Annotated in this window: 15 protein-coding genes; 9 read left to right on the top strand and 6 right to left on the bottom strand. The window is 62.6% G+C overall.

Annotated elements, in window-relative coordinates; genetic code table 11:
• Window positions 1-11: 11 nt before the first annotated feature.
• Entirely contained in the window at window positions 12-1124 is a 1113-nt protein-coding gene (locus tag RHM60_RS19885; protein ID WP_322212563.1) for an efflux RND transporter periplasmic adaptor subunit, read from the bottom strand.
• 17 nt (window positions 1125-1141) lie between these two features.
• Window positions 1142-2362: a TolC family protein gene (locus RHM60_RS19880; RefSeq protein WP_322212562.1), complete on the bottom strand. Its 1221-nt coding sequence runs from the start codon at window positions 2360-2362 to the stop codon at window positions 1142-1144.
• A 298-nt stretch (window positions 2363-2660) separates the two neighbouring features.
• Here RHM60_RS19880 and RHM60_RS19875 point away from each other — a divergent pair, with 298 nt between their 5' ends.
• Window positions 2661-4031 carry a gluconate:H+ symporter gene (locus RHM60_RS19875; protein ID WP_322212561.1) on the top strand — a complete coding sequence of 457 codons (1371 nt, stop codon included), beginning with the start codon at window positions 2661-2663 and terminating at the stop codon, window positions 4029-4031.
• 3 nt (window positions 4032-4034) lie between these two features.
• Here the strand turns inward: RHM60_RS19875 and RHM60_RS19870 are convergent, their stop codons facing one another.
• A complete protein-coding gene (locus RHM60_RS19870) occupies window positions 4035-5324 on the bottom strand; it encodes an MFS transporter (protein ID WP_231423754.1) in 1290 nt (429 codons plus the stop codon).
• A gap of 185 nt (window positions 5325-5509) precedes the next feature.
• Here RHM60_RS19870 and RHM60_RS19865 point away from each other — a divergent pair, with 185 nt between their 5' ends.
• The 4 genes from RHM60_RS19865 (at window position 5510) to RHM60_RS19850 (ending at window position 10735) form a co-directional block, all read left to right on the top strand.
• Window positions 5510-6928 carry a short-chain fatty acid transporter gene (locus RHM60_RS19865; RefSeq protein ID WP_209988222.1) on the top strand — a complete coding sequence of 473 codons (1419 nt, stop codon included), beginning with the start codon at window positions 5510-5512 and terminating at the stop codon, window positions 6926-6928.
• A 136-nt stretch (window positions 6929-7064) separates the two neighbouring features.
• Entirely contained in the window at window positions 7065-8765 is a 1701-nt protein-coding gene (gene acpA, locus RHM60_RS19860; RefSeq protein ID WP_322212560.1) for an acid phosphatase, read from the top strand.
• Between the two features lie 121 nt (window positions 8766-8886).
• Entirely contained in the window at window positions 8887-10056 is a 1170-nt protein-coding gene (locus RHM60_RS19855; RefSeq protein WP_209988217.1) for a hypothetical protein, read from the top strand.
• Window positions 10057-10204: 148 nt separating this feature from the next.
• Window positions 10205-10735, top strand: a complete 531-nt coding sequence (locus RHM60_RS19850; RefSeq protein WP_322212559.1) for an SET domain-containing protein-lysine N-methyltransferase — start codon at window positions 10205-10207, stop codon at window positions 10733-10735.
• On the opposite strand, the gene can is transcribed toward RHM60_RS19850, so the two are convergent.
• Entirely contained in the window at window positions 10732-11376 is a 645-nt protein-coding gene (gene can / locus RHM60_RS19845) for a carbonate dehydratase (protein ID WP_003232867.1), read from the bottom strand. The two genes, RHM60_RS19850 and can, sit on opposite strands and share 4 nt — an antisense overlap.
• A 139-nt stretch (window positions 11377-11515) precedes the next feature.
• Between can and RHM60_RS19840 the strand changes: the two genes are divergently transcribed.
• Entirely contained in the window at window positions 11516-11920 is a 405-nt protein-coding gene (locus RHM60_RS19840; RefSeq protein WP_209988211.1) for a serine kinase/phosphatase, read from the top strand.
• A 118-nt stretch (window positions 11921-12038) separates the two neighbouring features.
• On the opposite strand, the gene rimI is transcribed toward RHM60_RS19840, so the two are convergent.
• Window positions 12039-12491, bottom strand: coding sequence for a ribosomal protein S18-alanine N-acetyltransferase (gene rimI, locus RHM60_RS19835; protein WP_005784514.1), 453 nt, complete (start codon window positions 12489-12491; stop codon window positions 12039-12041).
• Complete coding sequence (locus RHM60_RS19830; protein ID WP_322214644.1) at window positions 12484-13227, bottom strand: energy transducer TonB; 744 nt, start codon at window positions 13225-13227, stop codon at window positions 12484-12486. The genes rimI and RHM60_RS19830 overlap by 8 nt, the downstream gene beginning before the upstream one ends.
• A gap of 187 nt (window positions 13228-13414) precedes the next feature.
• Here RHM60_RS19830 and mksB point away from each other — a divergent pair, with 187 nt between their 5' ends.
• Genes mksB through mksF form a run of 3 tightly spaced genes read left to right on the top strand, consistent with a single transcriptional unit; the run spans window position 13415 to window position 18217 of the window.
• On the top strand, window positions 13415-14692 hold the full coding sequence (gene mksB / locus RHM60_RS19825; RefSeq protein WP_209988208.1) for an Mks condensin complex protein MksB: 1278 nt from the start codon (window positions 13415-13417) through the stop codon (window positions 14690-14692).
• A complete protein-coding gene (gene mksE / locus RHM60_RS19820; protein WP_231423751.1) occupies window positions 14682-15389 on the top strand; it encodes an Mks condensin complex protein MksE in 708 nt (235 codons plus the stop codon). Before mksB ends, mksE begins: the two co-directional genes overlap by 11 nt.
• On the top strand, window positions 15386-18217 hold the full coding sequence (gene mksF, locus RHM60_RS19815) for an Mks condensin complex protein MksF (protein ID WP_322212557.1): 2832 nt from the start codon (window positions 15386-15388) through the stop codon (window positions 18215-18217). Before mksE ends, mksF begins: the two co-directional genes overlap by 4 nt.
• Window positions 18218-18280 lie beyond the last annotated feature (63 nt).

The raw sequence follows: 18280 nt of genomic DNA, 5'->3' as shown, positions 1-18280 counted from the left end.
CACTCGCGGAATCAATGGCCGTGTTCGGCCGAACCTTTGCCCAGTTCGGACTTGAGGATAAAGCTGCCGACCGTGGCCACCTGCGCGCCTGCGTCGAGCCCCTGGCGCACTTCGACGTAGCCGTTCTCGCGCATGCCCAGCTCCACATGGCGGGTGATGAAGCCGCTCGGGGTTCGCTCGAATACCGAAGGTTTGTCCTCGACCGTCTGGATCGCCTCCTGTGGCACGGTGACGCTGGCCTGCGTGGTGTCGGTGGCCAATTGCACGCTCACAAACAGGCCCGGGCGCCACGCGCCGTCAGGGTTGGGCACGCTGACACGCACGGTGGCGGTACGCGTCTGTTCGCCCAGCAGGTTGCCCACATAGGCCACGGTGCCTTGCACCCGAGTGTCCATTTCCGTGGAGCTGACGATCACCGGCTTGCCAACGCGGACCTTGTTCAAGTCCTTGGGAAAGACCCCGAACGTGACCCACACCTGGGACAGGTCCGAGAGGGTGAAGGCGTTGCTGGTCTCACTGACCACTTCGCCGACACCCAGATGTTTTTCCACCACCACCCCGGCGAACGGGGCGCGCAGTTCATAACGATTGCCGCCGGCCGAGCCCGCGTTGCCGCTGAGGGCGGTCATCTTCTGGCGGGCGTTATTGCGCGCGATCTCGGCCTCCGCCAACGTCTGGCGTGCGAGCAGGTAGTCCTGCTCGGCAGAGATTTTGTCCTGCCACAACTGACGTTCGCGCTGGAAGGTTATGCGCGCCAGCTCGACCCGCCGCTCACTGGCGGCCAGCTCGCTGCGTTGATCGGAAATCTGCTGGCTGGCAATCACCGCCAGCAACTGCCCCTGCTTCACCGATTGGCCAAGGTTGACGCTCACCGACTCCACCACACCCGCCGCGCGCGGAATAATGTGCGAGGTACGGTCTTCGTCAAAACGCACTTCGCCCGGCAGTGTCAGCAGCGTACTGATCGGGCGGGGCTGGGCCCTGGCAAGCTGAATACCGGCGGCCTGGACCTGCTGTTCGGTGAGTTCAAGCGTGCCCTCCTCCTCGTCGCCATCGGCAAAGCCGGCTACCGGCCAGGCCAGTATCAGGGCGATGGCAAGCGCCACACCGTGTGGTTTGTTCATGGGTTGCTCCTGAAAAATCAAAACTGAACGAGATCGCCGTATATCCGTTCGAGGCGCACCCAGGCGTCGGTCGCCTGGGCGGTGGCCGTCAGGTACTGGGTACGGGCGGCAATCAAGGTGCGCTGGGCGTCGAGCACGTCGAGGAAGTTGAACTTGCCCATCTCGAAGCCACGGGTCGCGCTGTCCACGGCGCTTTGCGCGGCGGGCAGGATTTGTTGGTTGAAGGTGTGCACTTCGGTATTGGCGGTTTGCCACAAGGCCAGGGCCTGAAGGGTTTCGGCGCGCAGCCGCAGTTCGACGGCGTTGCGCAGGTCGCGCGCCTGGTCGGCGCGGCGGTTGGCGGCGAGCACGTTGCCCTGGTTGCGGTTGAACACGGGGATCGGCATCGAGACGCCAACGAGATTTACGCGCTCGCGCGTGCTGGCGTCGTACTGGCTGCCAATGGACACATCCAGATCGGGAATACGCTGGGCTTTCTCCAGCGTCACGCTGGCTTCGCCCTCGCGGATACGCAGTTCGGCCAGTCGCAATTGCGCAGTTTGCTCGACCCGTGCCAGCAGTTGTGCGCGGGGCGGCAGCGACGGCACGGGCCGGTTTTGCGCGGCGACAGCGTCGAAGTCCGGGGCGGCGCTGCCGGTGCTGGCGGCGAGTTGACGGTAGGCATCGTTGAGGCCGACCTGCGCACGATTCAGCTCCAGGCGAATCTCCGACAATTGCACCTGTGCTCGGGTGGCTTCCACCGGCGACGACTTGCCGGCGGTAACCCGGCCGTTTGCAATCACCAGCCCGCGCTCGGCAAGCGCCAGGGAGCGTTGCGCCAGATCCAGCCGTTCCTGGGCACGCAGGGCGCCGTAGTAGCGGTCGATCACATCGGCGCGCAGGCTGTTGCGCTGCTGCTCCAACGTCAGCGCCGCAGCGACCTGGGCCTGGGTCGCCAGGTCAATCCGCGCACCGCGCTTGCCGCCCAGTTCAAGGGTCTGGCTGAGCTTGACGGTGGTGGTACGGGCATTACGGCGCGTGTCTTCGACGTCCCAGGAGGCAACCGGATTGGGGATCAACCCGGCCTGCTGGCGACCGCCGCGGGCGATATCGATTTCCCATTGCGCAGCTGCCAGATCCGGATTGTTGGCAAAGGCGGTCTGCAGCGCTGCATCGAGGGTGAGGGTTTGCGCCTGGGCAACACTTGCGGTTATCCACAACGCCGCAGCCCCCAACAATGTTCCAACGGTTATGTACATAACGACAGTTCCACGCCCATGAAGTCGCTGAGGGTTCCCAGCGAGGGCAATGTAGCTATCGCGACTTATCAGGGGGGTGGAGGCAGGATTACAAACCTGACAGGCAAGCGGTCGGGCATACACGTAGTCATGTTCATCGTAATGGGCCACGTGCTTTCGACCTGCAAGGTGACGTGGGAAATATCAACTGTTCGCGCGGCCACACCCGGAAACCGATAGCGGCCGCCTTATAAGGTATGCTCCCGATCAGAAACATAAAGAAACATATCAGCCAAGCCGTTCGCCAAGGAGTCCCGTTTTGGAGTTATCGACTGCCGCGTGGATGTTCCACGACACACGCCTCATGCTCTGCGTCCTGCTCGCCATCACCAGCATTATCGTGCTGATCAGCGCGACCAGGCTGCCGCCGTTCCTGTCGATTCTGATCGGCACCTTTATCGCCGGCGTCGGCGCCGGCCTGCCGCCGGAGGAGGTTGCCAAGGCCTTCAGCAAAGGCGCCGGGGCGATTCTTGGCGAGGCCGGGATCATCATTGCGCTGGGCGCGATGCTCGGCGCGTTGATGGCCGAATCCGGCGCGGCCGACCGTATCGCCACCACCCTGCTCGGGCTGGGCAAAGGCAAGTCACTGCCGTGGGTGATGGCGCTGGTGGCGATGGTGATCGGCTTGCCGCTGTTCTTCGAAGTGGGCCTGGTGATGATGGTGCCGATCATCTTGGTGATGGCCAAACGCTCGAACCAGCCGCTGCTGAAAATCGCCATTCCGGCCCTGGCCGGCATGACCACCCTGCACGCCCTGATGCCACCGCATCCGGGACCGCTGATCGCAGTGGGTGCGCTGCACGCCGACCTGGGCCTGACCATGTTGCTGGGTTTTTGCCTGGCCGTGCCTGCGGTGATACTTGCCGGTCCGATCTATGGCAACTGGCTGTCCAGGCGCCTGCACGTGGATGCACCGGCCGACATCGGCGCGTTGTTCAGCGCACCGCCCAAGGCACCGCGCCAACCTGGCTTTGCGGTGTCGTTGCTGATCATTCTGTTGCCGGTGATTCTGATGCTGGGCAGCACGCTGGCCAAAGTCGCCCTGCCGACGGAAAGTAGCCTGGGCCTGACGTTGAAGTTCCTCGGCGAGCCGCTGATCGCCCTCGCCCTGGCGGTGATCGCCGCGGTGATCTGCCTGGGCTGGGCCGCAGGCATGCCTCGCGCCGACGTCGGCAACACCTTGCGCAAAGCCATCGCCCCCATCGCGGTGCTGTTGCTGACCATCGGCGCCGGTGGCGGCCTCAAGCAGACCCTGCTCGACGCGGGCGTGAGCCAGACCATCAGCAAGGTCGCCGAAGGCGCGCACATGCCCTATCTGCTGCTGGCGTGGCTGATCGCCGTAGCGCTGCGTCAGGCCACCGGTTCGGCGACGGTCGCGACCACTACCACGGCCGGCATCCTCGCGCCGATGATGGCGGGACTGGCGGCCACACAAAGCTCACTGGTAGCGCTGGCGATTGGCGCAGGCTCGGTGTTCTTCTGCCACGTCAACGACGCTGGCTTCTGGATGGTGCGCGAGTATTTCGGCTTGCAGTTAAAGCAGACGATCTGGGTGTGGTCGGTGCTGCAGACGATTGTTTCGGTGGTGGGGTTGGTCGGTACGTTGGTGCTTTGGCACTTTTTGACCTGAGCCTCAGCCCGCCAGCGTGTGGCGCTTGCCAAACAACGCCACACTCGCCACGCCCACAGCCCCCATCACCACGCCATACCCCACGCACACCCACGGGCTGGTCGGCATCAGCGCGATCAGCAACAGCGGCGTGGTACTCGCCCACAGTGCATAGGCGATGTTGTAGGTGAAGGAAATCCCCGACACCCGCACCGGCGCCGGAAACAGCCCGACCATCACCGAAGGCACCGCGCCCACCACGCCGCAGCACAGGCCCGCCAACGCATACGCCGCACCGAGCCAGAGGCCGCCGTTGATCAGGCTGGTGTACAAAATCGCGATTCCCGCCGGCAGCAAAAGGCTGTACACCAGCACCGCACGCCAGGCGCCGATGCGGTCGACCAGCAGGCCCGCCAATACGCAGCCGATGTTCAGAAACACGATGCCCAGCGCGCTGAGGGCGAACGTGTGGCCGGGGCTCATGCCGAAGGTTTTCTGCATCATCGTTGGCGTGATGACCACCAGCACCACCACCGCCGAGGTGAGTACGCAAGTGAGGATCATCGCCGGCAGCAACACGGCGCGGTGCTCGCGCAGCACGGTGCGCAGCGGCAGTTCGGCAGCGGCCTGGCGGCGCGCCTGCATGTCGAGGAACACCGGGGTTTCGTTGAGCCAGCGGCGCAGCCACACACCGATCACGCCGAAGACGCCGCCAAGCAAAAAGGGCAAACGCCAGGCGTAATCGAGGATTTCTGCCGGCGTGAAGACCTGCGCCAGCAGCGTCGCGGTGAGCGCGCCGAGCAGGTAGCCAAAGGTCAGGCCGGCCTGCAGGAAACCCAGGGCATAGCCGCGATGAGCAGGCGGCGCATGCTCGGCGACGAAGGTCCAGGCACTGGGCACTTCACCGCCCACGGCCGCGCCTTGCAGCACGCGCAGCGCCAGCAGAATCAGCGGTGCGAAATAGCCGATTTGCGCGTAGGTGGGCATGATCCCGATCAGCAGACAGGGTAAGGCCATCATCAGGATACTCAGGCTGAACACGCGCTTGCGCCCCAGATGATCGGCAAAGTGCGCCATCAGGATGCCGCCCAACGGGCGCGCGAGGTAGCCGGTGACGAAGATGCCGAAGCTCTGCAACAGGCGCAGCCACTCGGGCATTTCCGGCGGGAAGAACAACTGGCTGAGGGTCAGCGCGAAAAACACGAAGATGATGAAGTCGTAGATTTCCAGGGCCCCGCCCAGAGCGGCCAGGCCCAGGGTTTTGTAATCGGAACGGGAAAAACGCTGCGCCTGTGCAGGAAAAGTGGCAGTCATGTGCAAGCTCGGCAGACAGACAAAATGGCGTGCAGGTTAGGAGCTGAACCGGATCATGGCAATCACGACAGATACATTTGTTTTGCTCATTGATCGATGAAGATAACTGCATTCCCAAATCAATGGCCGTGGAGCAACATGCCGGAAAGCTGCCGCCGCCATAATAACTACAAGAGGAAGCCCCCATGGCCGATGCCATTGAAGAAAGCCGCTATGCCCGTTTTGCCCTGCGCTGTTCCAACTTCGCCGAACGCTGGTTTCCGGACTCCTGGGTGTTTGCCGCGCTTGCAGTGATTGTCGTCACCGTCGCGACCCTAGGCATGGGCGCCGCGCCGACCGACGCCGCGAAGGCCTTTGGCGATGGGTTCTGGAGCCTGATTCCGTTCACCATGCAGATGGCCTTCGTGGTGATCGGCGGTTATGTGGTCGCCAGTTCGCCGCCGGCGGTCAAGCTGATCGACCGCCTGGCGCGCATTCCCAAAAACGGCCGCTCGGCCGTAGCCTGGGTGGCCTTGATTTCCATGGTCGCGTCGTTGCTCAACTGGGGCCTGTCCCTGGTGTTCGGCGGTTTGCTGGTGCGGGCATTGGCCCGGCGCACGGATTTGCGCATGGACTACCGCGCGGCCGGTGCTGCGGCTTATCTGGGGCTTGGTGCGGTCTGGGCGCTGGGGCTGTCGTCGTCGGCCGCGCAGTTGCAGGCCAACCCGGGCAGTCTGCCGCCGTCGATTCTGGCGATCACCGGAATGATCCCGTTCACCGAGACCATTTTTCTGTGGCAATCGGGCGTGCTGCTGCTGGCGCTGATCGTGGTGTCGCTGATCATCGCCTACGCCACCGCGCCCGGCCCGAACAGCGCACGCGATGCCAAGGCCTGCGGCGTCGACCCGGCGTTCAACCTGCCCAAGGTCCAGGCGCCGACCCGCCCCGGCGAATGGCTGGAACACAGTCCGCTGCTGACCATCCTGCTGGCGCTGCTGGCGGCCGGTTGGCTGTTCCACGAGTTCTCGACCAAGCCTGCAATCAGCGCGATCTCGGGGCTCAATACCTATAACTTCCTATTCATCATGGTCGGTGCGCTGTTGCACTGGCGCCCGCGCAGCTTCCTGGATGCAGTGGCCCGCGCCGTGCCGACCACCACCGGCGTGTTGATCCAGTTTCCGCTGTACGGCTCGATCGCCGCGCTGATGACGCTGGTCAAGGGTGGCGACGGTCAGACCCTGGCGCACCATATCTCGCTGTTCTTCACCTCCATCGCGTCCCACGACACCTACGCGCTATTGATGGGCGTGTATTCGGCGGTGCTGGGTTTCTTTATCCCGTCGGGCGGCGGCAAGTGGATCATTGAAGCGCCGTACGTGATGCAAGTGGCCAATGACCTGCAATACCACCTGGGCTGGGCGGTGCAGATCTACAACGCGGCCGAAGCACTGCCGAACCTGATCAACCCGTTCTACATGCTGCCGCTGCTGGGGGTGCTGGGCCTGAAGGCACGGGACTTGATCGGTTTTTCGTTTGTGCAGTTGCTGGTGCACACGCCGCTGGTGCTGTTTTTGCTGTGGGCGCTGGGGACGACATTGGCGTATGTGCCGCCGGTGATGCCATAGGAGCAGTTATAAGTTGCAAGTTTTTAGCTTCAAGCTTGGGCTTGGAGCCAGAGACTAGCAGCTGTCTTCGTTCCGTCACATTGCATTGCTACCGTCCTGCGAAATATCTTGCAACATATCGCCAGGGACTCCCGCAATGAGTGACGAGCACGAAGACCGCCCTTCCCCCGATTCCGTTGCACAACCGCCGGTAGATACCAGCCGGCGACGTTTCCTGGGAGGCGCGGCGGTGCTGGGGGTGGGCGCCACCTTGAGTGCCTGCGGCAATACCAGCGAAGCGCCGGGCAAACCGGCGGATCGACCGCTCACGCCACAGGAATTGGACAAGGCATTGCGCGACCAGGTGAAGACCGTGGTGGTGATCTACGCCGAAAACCGCAGTTTCAATAACCTGTTTGCGGATTTCCCCGGCGTGGAGAAACCGCTGTCCGCACTGTCCGCTGCCCAGACCCAGCAGCGCGACCGCGACGGCAGTGTGTTGAACAGCCTGCCGCCGACCTGGGGCGGTGTGTTGCAGGTCGGCCCGCAAAGCGTGGACGGCGTGACCTATCCCAGCGAAGTGCAATTCCAGGAGAACCTGCCCAACGCACCCTTCGCCCTCAAGGGCCCGAATGGCGCGGACCTGCCTTTGAGCCTGGTCACCCGCGACCTGTGGCACGTGTTCTACCAAAACCAGATGCAGATCAACGGCGGCAAGAACGACGGTTTTGTCGCCTGGGCCGACTCAGGCGGCCTGGTGATGGGCCATTACGCCCAGAGCCGTTATGCCCTGCGTCTGTGGGACGTGGCCAAGGAGTTCGTGCTCTGCGATAACTTCTTCCAGGGCGCGTTCGGTGGCTCGTTCCTCAACCATCAATACCTGATCAGCGCCACCGCGCCGTTTTATCCGAACGCTGCCCAATCGGTGGCCAAGGCACAGATCGCCACGTTGCAGAGCGATGACCCTGCCGACCCGCGCCTCAAACCGCTGGATGCATCCCCGGCCAGCGCCATGACCGGCCCGCCGCAGTTCGGCCCCAGCGCCCTGACCCCGGACGGCTACGGCGTAAACACCCTGGCCCCGCCGTATTGGCCAACCTGGATCCGCGACCCGCAGAACCCGGACTACTCCAAGCCCGACCTGCCCAATGTGCTGGTGCCGCAAACCCACGAGCACATTGGCGACAAGCTGTCGAAGAAGAACGTCGACTGGGCCTGGTACGCCGGCGCGTGGCAGGCGACCCTGGATCAGTTCAAGGACTCGGGCGGTATCCCGAAAATCCCGAACTTCCAGTATCACCACCAGCCCTTCAACTACTTCAAGCAACAGGGGCCGGAAAATCGCGCCGAACGCGACAAGCGCCTGCGCGACGGCGGCCTGGGCGATGAGTCCAGCACCAATAAATTCTTTGCCGATGCCGAGGCGGGCAAGCTGCCTGCCGTGACCTTCTACAAGCCCCAGGGCAACCTCAACATGCACGCCGGTTATGCCGACGTGGCCTCGGGCGACCGTCATATCGCCCGTGCCTTGAAGGTGCTGCAGGAAAGCCCGCAATGGAAAAACATGGTGGTGGTGGTAACTGTCGATGAAAACGGCGGCTGGTGGGACCACGTGGCGCCGCCCAAGGGCGACCGCTGGGGCCCCGGCACGCGGGTGCCGGCGCTGGTGGTGTCGCCGTTTGCGCGCAAGGGCATGGTCGACCATACGGTGTACGACACGGCCTCGATCCTGCGGCTGATCACGCGGGTATTCCAACTGGAAACACTGGACGGCCTCAAGCAGCGCGATGACGCAATGAGTGCCCGGGGCCAGAAGCCGATGGGGGATCTGAGCAATGCATTGCGCTTCGACCTCTAAGGCGCTTATCCAATAGCGACACCGGCAGCGATTTAGCACGCGATTTTCCTGGCCAGCCGCTACTGTGTGCAGGTGGGCTTTTCACCCGCGCAGACGGGCTTTCGCTGACAAGGAATCGACTATGTTTAAACAGACCAGGCTGTCCTGCACCCTGATCGCACTGCTGGCCAGTGCGGTCGTACAGGCCGACATCAACGTACCGCTGGGGAACACCCAGCGCGTCACGCAATTATTCGCCTTCCCCAATAACTGCAACGTGATCTGCTTCAAGCCGTGGACGCTGGAACAGACTGCCGAGCACTACCTCAACCAGAGCCTGCAACGTGACGGCTACAGTCGCGCCAAGGTAAGTGTCAAAACCGACGGCGACCAACTGACCGCCACATTCAGCGGGGTACCGGATACCTACGGCCAGCCTCTCACCCAATTGCTCAACACCGCCGATCTGGCCTATCAGGGCGCCAGCAAGCTGAACAGCGACGGTAAATGGGCCTACAACTGGTACCTGTTCCTGCCGCTGGGCATGGCCCTGGAAAACCGCAAAAGCGTCGAGCTGTTGCACTTTCCGCCGGATTATTCGTTGACCCACTTCCAGGACTACCTGGAATCGGCCACCACCGACCGCTGGGCCGCCCTGCTCACCGACAACGGCGTGCCGGCCAGCGAAACCCCGGCCTACCAGACCATCATCGATATCGCCCCGATTGCCGCACCGTCCAATGCGGGCAAGGACCTTGAAAACGTCTACGGCTATTTCACCGACTACCAGACACGCATGGTCAGTGAACTGAGCCTGCGGCCCGACGGTGCGCTGCCCATGGTGGCCTTCGGCGCGCCGGTGCGCAGCTGGATCAAGCAGCAATACGGGCAGACCGTTGACGTAATGGGCCTGGCGCAGATCAGCCCGGTGGCCGGCAAAAGCGTATCGGTACTGGGCGCCAACCACCCCAGTTACATCTGGTACGCGGCGGACCCGGCAAGCTATGGCGGTAACGAACAGAAAGCCGACGAGGCCGGCCTGAAGGTGATGGGGCAGGATTTGAGCGCGGCCTGCTGGCAAGCCGGCATGGGCCGCAAGCCGGCCAGTGACCCCAACGTGTTGCTCCAGGCGTGCAACACCACTTGGCAAGTGACGCGCAAGGAACAGACCTGCGAATTGTTCTACACCTCGGTACGCTCGCTGACCCCGGAACAGGCAAATGCCAAATGCGCCACTGCACCGATCAAGGCGCAGTTGAAACAGCTGAAGAACCCCGCGCCAGCGACTCTCCTGCCTGCGCCCAGCCTGTAGAGAGCACACAGGGCTGGCTGATATCTACTGTCAAATTTGACAGTAGATATCAGCCAGCCCATCGGCGAACCTTGAGCCGGGCCCATTCGCTGCAAGACTGGCAGTCAGACATCACCTGCAGGTCGATGCAGCCCATTCAAGGAACGTGATGAAAACTCGTGCCATGGATAAGGCGATTCGCGCGAATTCTGACGACGACTGTCTGTATCCCTTTACAACGACGTTGGCGGAGTATGGCTACCCCTCCAACCGGCAATTTGAAATGGTTTGCGACAAAGCCGGCGAAATCATGGGTGTCAAATCCCGCGTCGCGTTCGACAGCCGCACCCTCATCGCTCGCGTATTCGGCTATGCCTTGGGCGAATGCCGCCAGCACACGTTTCAGATCTCGGGGCGTATCTGGCTATATGACCCGTGGTTGTGCGGTCAACTGCAGCATGCCTGCCACCCCAATACGTATTTCGACACGTCCTACCTGGAGCTTTGGTCAGTGATGCCCATCGCAGCCGGTACCTGGCTGACCATCGATCACGCCACCACCGGCGACACCCTGCCCCGACAGTTTGCCTGCACCTGCGGAGCACCGGACTGCCGGGGCTGGATCAAAGGCTCGCAGGAACAACTCAGCGCAGAAGGCCGGCTGTTCCTGGAGCAGCGCGAGCGCGCCGAGCGACCTTAGGCGTCACCCAGCGGGCGCAGGCGATATTGCGGCGGCAGTTGCTCGAAGCCGCTGATGGTGGTGTTCAGGCTTTTCCAGCGACCATCCTTGATGCCGTAGATGCAGCCGTGGATCGACAGGCTCTGCCCACGGTGCCAGGCGTTTTGCACAATGCTGGTGTGGCCGACGTTGGCCACCTGCTGAATCACGTTCAGCTCGCACAGGCGGTCGACCTGTTCTTCTTCGGTGGGCAGCTGCGCCAGCACTTCGCGGTTTTCGTAGTAGAGATCACGAATGGTGCGCAGCCAGCCATCGATCAGGCCGAACTGGCGGTCCTGCATCGACGCACGCACGCCGCCGCAGCCGTAGTGCCCGGTGACGAGGATGTGTTTGACCTTGAGCACATCGACCGCGTACTGGATCACCGACAGGCAATTGAGGTCGGTGTGCAGCACCACGTTGGCCACGTTGCGGTGCACGAACAGATCGCCTGGCAGCATGCCGACGATCTCGTTGGCCGGTACGCGCGCATCGGAACAGCCGATCCACAGGTATTCCGGGGTTTGCTGGCGGGCGAGCTTGGCGAAGAATTCGGGATCTTCCTGTTTGATCGCATCCGCCCAGCGTTCGTTGTTATCAAGCAGGTCTTGTAGTTCGTTCATCAGGGAAAGCCTCGGGAATGATGCGCAGCTGTGTGACTGACAACCCCTCGTTCGGGTCACGCCTGGCGCAAATTAGCTTGAATCTTTGGGGTGCAGAGCCTGTCCACACACTATAAGCCCCACAGTATGAGGATTGGCCATGACTGAATCACGACGTCCCTACGGCGCTACGCAGCCCGAACCGATTGACGATAACGAAGACCGCATGGGTTCGATGCGCGAGCTGGACTTTGACCAGGAAGACCAGACGGCGGAAATCGGCGATGAAATCCCGCGCGGCGAGCGCGAACACCTGATGCCCGATGAGCGGGTGCGCGCGGCTGGGATGACCGGGGCTTCGACGGATGACCATGAGTCGACTGACGATGATATGAGCCCGGAAACCCTGATCCATGAGGACGGGGCGCGGGATGCGCGAGAGGCCGGGGAAGACAACCCAGCCGACTTCGACCTCAGCATTGTGGATGAAGATGAGATCGGAGGCGGCAATGGCCTGGATGAAGCGGAGCTGGCGGATATCGATCCGGTCGACGGCAACCGCTGATACGACACTGTTAGCCATGTGAGAGGGGGCTTGCCCGCGATAGCAGGGTGTCAGTTACTTGATAAGTCGCTGATACACCGCCATCGGGAGCAAGCCCCTCCTACACTGATCCCTGTGTTCAGTCGACGAGCGTGCAGGCCATAACGACTGCGTCTTCGCGGCCGCCGACAGCCGGGTAGTAATCGCGCCGACGCCCAATCTCATTGAAGCCATAACGCTCATACAACCGGAACGCCCCGGTATTGCTGTCGCGCACCTCCAGGAAACACTCTCGCGCACTGGCGGCATACGCGCGGGACATCAAGTGCTCCAGCAACGCCAGGCCCAGGCCACGCCCCTGGTTCTCCGGTTTGACGGTGATATTGAGCAAATGGGCTTCATCCAGAATGATCTGCACCACACCGTGCCCCACCTGCTGCTCACCCTCGAACATCAGCCAGATCTGGTACTTGCCCAGCCCATCGAGAAAGATGCCGCGCGTCCAGGGATGGCTGAACGCCGCGTATTCGATTTTCAGCACGGCGTCGAGGTCGGCCTCGGTCATCGGGCGGAAGGATAAAGCCTCACTCATCGGTTGTTTTCCAGCGCGCCATCAGCCGGCGCATGGCTTGCCAGACATCAGCCTTACGCTGTGGCTCTTCCATTAATAATTCCAGGCCCGGCAGGGCCCACACCGAGCCCAGGCCTTCGACCTGCAGTTCGCGGTACCAGGCTTCGGCGTTGGCCTCGCCGGCAAAGCGCACGGCGGGCAGGCCGATCAGCCACAGGCACACGCAGGGTTCGTCTTCCAGGCGTGCCGAGACAAAACCTTGCACAAAATCCCGCGCGGCGTCCGGGCCCTGATCCATGGTGCCGCGCACCAGCAACGGCCAGCGCACCGGGTCGCCGACGATCTGCGGGCTGTCGGGCAGGCCGGCGGCGCGCAGCATGTCCTTGAGCAGCATGTAGGCCGGGTCGCGGGTCTGGAAGCGCTCGCCGGTGGGCAGTTCCACCAGCAGCAGGCAACGCCCGGCTCGCAGCAGTTGCAGGACAAAACGCGGCGGCGGCACCACTGGCGCCTTGGCCACCGACGTCGTGTCTTCGGCCACCATCGGTTTGGTCACTGGCGAGGGGCGCGGCACTTCGATTTTGGCCCGTTCGACCACCGGCCGCACCTCGGGCACAGGCTTGACCAGCGCAACCGGCGCAGCGGCCTCCTCGCCCGAGGCGTCGAACGCCTCATAGGGCTCAGGCGCCTGCAACAACGCGGGCCGCGACGGTGCGGCAAACGGCAGTTCGGTGCGGGGCAGCCAGTTGACCACCTGCATGGCGGTCAAGTAAGCGCGACGTCGGGACTCGATAAGCACAGCTCGGCCACTTGTGGATAAGTAAAGAGCGGGGATTCTACCGCTGTTCGGCAACAATCGCCCACTGCGCGCTGACCGGCTGTGGATAAATCCCACTCCCGATGCAGTACAATCGCGACCTTTAATCGCCAACCAGCCGGCCTTTCCCATGATCGAACCCAAGCGCGTCCTGCGCGCCCTCGCCGAACACTGGGCCTTGCTTGAGCCACTGTGCGAACACTTCGACCAAGGCACCCTGAGCCTGGGCGAGCTGCGCGCGCAATTGGCTGCCCAACAACTGGACAGCACGCCCCAGGACATCACCAGCCTGCTGGATGTGTGGATTCGCCTGGACATCCTGGTGCCTGTGGCCAAGAGCCCGAACCGTTTCGAGCTCAACGCACAGATCCACGACTTCCTCGCCTATTTGCGCAAAGAGCACCGGCTTGGCCTGTGCCTGGAAATCGAAGCCTACCTGCGCCACCTCGAGCGTCTGGCCGGCTATATCCAGGACGCCTTTGACATCCGTGACGGCCACGACCTGGCCCGGCAATTGCGCCTGCTGGACATGCGCGTACGCGACGTGCTGAAAAAACTCGCCAACGACGAACAAGCCCTGGCGGCCGTGGCCGACCGCGCCAAGACCAGCGACCGGCAGATCCCGTTGCGCCAGCGTTACGCCGAAGTCCTGGCGACCTGGGATGAATACGTCGAACCGATGATCCAGTTGGTGAACGCCGACGGCGCCTTCGAGCAAGGCGTGCGCAAGGTCGAGAATGTGCTGCTGCGCATGCTCACCGAGCAACAGCGCCTCGGCCACTTGGTGGACGACGACATGCTGCTGCGTACCCACGCGCGCATCCTCGAAATGCAGACCAGCGCCCAGTTGACCCTGCGTCACGCCCGCGAACTGCTGTTGCCGTTGCGTGAGGAGGCACGCCGCCACAACGCAGTGACCCGTGGCGCGGCGCTGGCCCTGTCGGCGATCCGCCGCAAAGGTCTGGACGCGGTGCCGCAGGCAGCGATGCCGCTGTTCACCCGGCCGCAAAGCACCTTTCTGGGCAGTGCCAGCCAGGTCGAGGCCTACGTGTATGCCCTGGCGAATTTCGAGCCGAAACCGGCGCGTTTCCCCAAGGCGCACACATCCCACAAGGGCCAGGCCCAACGCGCGCCGCGCACGGTCAAGGAAATGCTCGAACGCTGCGAAGACGCGCTGCCGATGCCTGACCTGATGACCTGGCTGCTGGAGCAGGAACCGGACGGCGCCACCGACGAATTGCTGTACTGGTTCTCCCGCCTCTCGCGCGAAAAACGCTTCAAGCGCGAACGCCTGGAACGCCGCGATTACCACACACACGAGCACCAGGTCAGCCTGCGCTCATTCGCCCTGCTCCCGGCCGGCACAGACGCCGCCGAGCAACCTGCGAGTACACCTTATGCATCTTGATCTATCCGAACTGTCCCAACTGGCGCCGATCTTTCGCGAGCTGTTCAAGGGTTACCACGTCAGCCGCCGCGACCCGGAGCTGTACGCGCAACTGTCGAACTTCCAGGACCAGTACCGCACGCTGTTCAAGGCCCTGGGCTTTGAGCTGGTGTGCGACACCCGTGGTTTTTATTACTTCGTGCCCGACTCCGCCATCGCCAGTGCGCAGGTCAACAAGACCGCCCAGCGTCTGGCGCTGTTCACCTTCATCATCGTCGAACACCTGGCCGACCAGGGCCGCGACCCGATCGCCGTGCTCGACGGCGGCAGCCTGGGCCGTGATGAACTGCCGTCGCTGCTGGATAAATACCGCGACCTGTTTATCCAGGCCGAAGTGCAGACTCAGGAAGAACTCGAAGAAAAAATAATGCGCCGCATGACCCAGCTGGGTTTTGCCAGCGAAGACAACGGCATCTATCGCTTCCTGCCGCCGATGCATCGCTTCCTCGACGTGTGCCTGTCGGTGCAGCAGGACCGCGACCTTGCCGCCAGCGTGCACAGCGTGTTGCCATTGCCGGCGCCGGTGATCATCGACGAAGACAGCGATGAAAAACTGCTGAAGACCGATGACCCGCTGGACTTGAGCGACTTCGAGGAAGAAAGCGACGAAGACGCCCTGGCGCGTGCCATTGCCGAAGAACAGGAGACCGATGCATGAGCAAGCAACGCTACGGCATCCGCCGCTTCGCCCTATTGAACACCGCCGGTTACAGCCTGGGCCTGTTCCCGCTGGAAGAGCCGCTGTCGGTATACGGCGCGAACAACCTGGGCAAATCCGCCTCGATCAACGCCCTGCAGTTTCCGATTCTGGCGCGCATGTCGGACATGAGTTTCGGCAAGTACACCCTCGAGCAATCGCGGCGCTTCTACTTCGCCACTGACACCAGCTACATCCTCGTGGAAGTCTCGCTGCCCCACGGCCCCCATGTCATTGGCGTGGTCGGGCGCGGCCCGGGTGGCGGTTTCGGTCACCAGTTCTTCGCCTATGCCGGCAAGCTGGACCTGGCGCACTACCAGAAGAACGACACCTGCCTGCGGCAGAAAGAGCTGTTCACCAACCTTGAGAAAGAGGGCCTCAAGGCCTACGAACTCAAGCCGGATGAACTGCGGCGTTTGCTGGTGGGCGGTCACACGTCGATCCCGCTGGACCTGACGCTGATCCCGCTGCGCTCCACCAGTGAGCAGAGCCTGAAGACTTTCCGCGCGCTGTTTATCAACCTGCTGCACATGCGCGAAATCACCGCGGCCAAACTCAAGCAACTGTTCCTTGATGCCTTCGAACACAGCCTGCGTTCCGGCAGCGTGGATTACATCGCAGCGTGTGAAGAGGCCTTCCGCGACGTACGACGCATGGAGCAGGACTACAACTCGCTGGTGGCTGCCGGGCCATTGGTCGAAGCGCTGGCCAATGGCGTGCGGCAACGCGATGTGTTGCGCGGCAAGTTGCACCGCCTCTCACCGCTATTGGACTCGCTGCTGGGCACGTGGTCGGACTACGCCAGTGCGCGCAAGGAAGAGCTGACCATCCAGGCCGAGCACTACCGCAATGAACAGGATGCACTGCAACATGACCAGCGCGGCGGCACCCAGGAGCTGATGCGCCTGGAGCGGGAGATCAGCGGCATCCAGCGCTGGCTGGGCGAGCTGTCGGTGCTCAAGCATCGCTTTGCGCTGGTGGACGACGTGAAGATGCTGGAGCAGCAGTTGCTCGCGGCCAAGGATGCTCACGATGAATTGGCGGGTGCGCTGGCGCAGTCGCGGCAGTTCAGCGCCGAGGATCTGGACGAGCGTCTGCGCGACCTGGAAAAACGCCTGAAGTCGGTCAAACAGCAGCTTGATCACGCGGACAACAACAGCTACGCCAAGCTGCGCGAAGAATTCTCACAGCAGGACGTCGAGCGTCTGATGCGGCTGTTCAACAGTTCGCTGTTCAGCCTGCCATTGGGTGAACAGGGCATCACGCTGGATGAAGACGGCCACTGGGTCAAATCCCTGGAGCGGATCCTCGATGGCTTCAAGGGCGAGCGCTTTGAGGTGCCGGGGCTGTCCATCGACATCTCGCACATCGAACCACCCGCGTTGCAGGCGTTAGCGGATCGCGCGGCACTGCGTGATCAAAAAGAGCGTCTGGAAAAAGAACTCAAGCAACTCAAGACTCAGCAGGCTGTGGCGTCCGATCGCGCAGCCAGCAAGACCCAGACCGAGGCGCTGTACCAGCAGGTGCTGGATGCGCAAAAAGCCCTGGAAGATTTCCGTCGCGCGCAGACTCTGAGCGCCGAAGAAGGCGAGAAGCTCGAACAGCTGGCGCAGATGGAGGCGGCGCAGGATGAGTTGAAGCGTTCCAGCGATGCGTTCACCGAGCGTGTCCAGCAATTGTCGGCCAAGCTGCAACTGGTCGGCCGCCAGATTGGCGATATGGAAGCCAAACAGCGCACCCTGGATGACGCCTTGCGCCGTCGCCAGCTGTTGCCGGCGGACTTGCCGTTCGGCACGCCGTTCATGGACCCGGTCGACGATTCCATGGACAACCTGCTGCCGCTGCTCAATGACTATCAGGACAGCTGGCAGGGCTTGCTGCGTGCCGATGGCCAGATTGAAGCGTTGTACGCTCAGGTGCGGCTCAAGGGCGTGGCCAAGTTCGACAGCGAGGATGACGTGGAGCGTCGTCTGCAACTGCTGATCAACGCCTATGCGCACCGCACCGATGAGGCGCTGACGCTGGGCAAGGCGCGGCGGGCGGCAGTCACCGATATCGCGCGGACCTTGCGCAATATCCGCAGCGACTACGACAGCCTGGAACACCAACTGGCGCTGTTCAATCGCGAGATCAACAAGCGACAGGTCTCCAACCTGCAAAGCTTCCGCATCGTGCTGGCACCGAACAAGGAGGCGCTCAAGCATATCGACCAGATCATCCATAGCGCCGGTCAGTATGAGGAAGGCGAGACCCTGTCGGTGTTCGACCTCAGTCAGAGCGCCGAGCAGGACAACAAGAACGAAGAGGCCAAGGAATACCTGGCGCGCCTGGTGGCGGCCAACCATAACCAGTTGGGCCTCAAGGACCTGTTCGAACTCGCGTTCGAGATCACCAAGGTGAACGGCCAGCCGGTGATTCACACCGACATTGATGGCGCCGCGTCCAATGGCACCACCATGACCATCAAGGCGCTGACCAACATGTACCTGTTGCTGCACTTGATGGACCGCGACCAGGCCGGGCGCGTGCGCTTGCCGTACTACCTCGACGAGGCAGCCGATATCGACGAGAAGAACCAGGCGGCGTTGCTGGAGACCAGTTTGCAATTGGGCTTCGTGCCGATCCTGGCGAGTGTGAAGCCGCAGGTGTCCGCCCAGGTGGCCATCGACCTGGAAGGCGGCAGCGGGCCGAACGGGATCTACATTGATGAAGCAGATTGGAAGTACATCCGGCGTCATGATGAGGTGAAGGCGACGGTGATTGCGCAGGCGGAGTTGGATGAAGTCTGACGTGGTGCGTTGAAATGCAAAAAAGGCCGCGATCTATGGATCGCGGCCTTTTTTTGTGGTGCT

Source organism: Pseudomonas sp. MH9.3 (genome assembly GCF_034354675.1).
GTDB lineage: Bacteria > Pseudomonadota > Gammaproteobacteria > Pseudomonadales > Pseudomonadaceae > Aquipseudomonas.
The sequence above is the reverse complement of the archived record's forward strand: the minus strand, read 5'-3'. Positions and strand labels throughout refer to the sequence as shown.

What these genes read in the sequence shown, in the direction of transcription:
- acpA (WP_322212560.1), top strand. Translation starts at nt 7,065, where the DNA reads ATGAGTGACGAGCACGAAGACCGCCCTTCCCCCGATTCCGTTGCACAA.
- RHM60_RS19885 (WP_322212563.1), bottom strand. Translation starts at nt 1,124, where the DNA reads ATGAACAAACCACACGGTGTGGCGCTTGCCATCGCCCTGATACTGGCC.
- can (WP_003232867.1), bottom strand. Translation starts at nt 11,376, where the DNA reads ATGAACGAACTACAAGACCTGCTTGATAACAACGAACGCTGGGCGGAT.
- mksF (WP_322212557.1), top strand. Translation starts at nt 15,386, where the DNA reads ATGAGCAAGCAACGCTACGGCATCCGCCGCTTCGCCCTATTGAACACC.
- RHM60_RS19865 (WP_209988222.1), top strand. Translation starts at nt 5,510, where the DNA reads ATGGCCGATGCCATTGAAGAAAGCCGCTATGCCCGTTTTGCCCTGCGC.
- RHM60_RS19870 (WP_231423754.1), bottom strand. Translation starts at nt 5,324, where the DNA reads ATGACTGCCACTTTTCCTGCACAGGCGCAGCGTTTTTCCCGTTCCGAT.
- RHM60_RS19830 (WP_322214644.1), bottom strand. Translation starts at nt 13,227, where the DNA reads ATGCAGGTGGTCAACTGGCTGCCCCGCACCGAACTGCCGTTTGCCGCA.
- mksE (WP_231423751.1), top strand. Translation starts at nt 14,682, where the DNA reads ATGCATCTTGATCTATCCGAACTGTCCCAACTGGCGCCGATCTTTCGC.
- RHM60_RS19855 (WP_209988217.1), top strand. Translation starts at nt 8,887, where the DNA reads ATGTTTAAACAGACCAGGCTGTCCTGCACCCTGATCGCACTGCTGGCC.
- mksB (WP_209988208.1), top strand. Translation starts at nt 13,415, where the DNA reads ATGATCGAACCCAAGCGCGTCCTGCGCGCCCTCGCCGAACACTGGGCC.
- RHM60_RS19850 (WP_322212559.1), top strand. Translation starts at nt 10,205, where the DNA reads ATGAAAACTCGTGCCATGGATAAGGCGATTCGCGCGAATTCTGACGAC.
- rimI (WP_005784514.1), bottom strand. Translation starts at nt 12,491, where the DNA reads ATGAGTGAGGCTTTATCCTTCCGCCCGATGACCGAGGCCGACCTCGAC.
- RHM60_RS19840 (WP_209988211.1), top strand. Translation starts at nt 11,516, where the DNA reads ATGACTGAATCACGACGTCCCTACGGCGCTACGCAGCCCGAACCGATT.
- RHM60_RS19880 (WP_322212562.1), bottom strand. Translation starts at nt 2,362, where the DNA reads ATGTACATAACCGTTGGAACATTGTTGGGGGCTGCGGCGTTGTGGATA.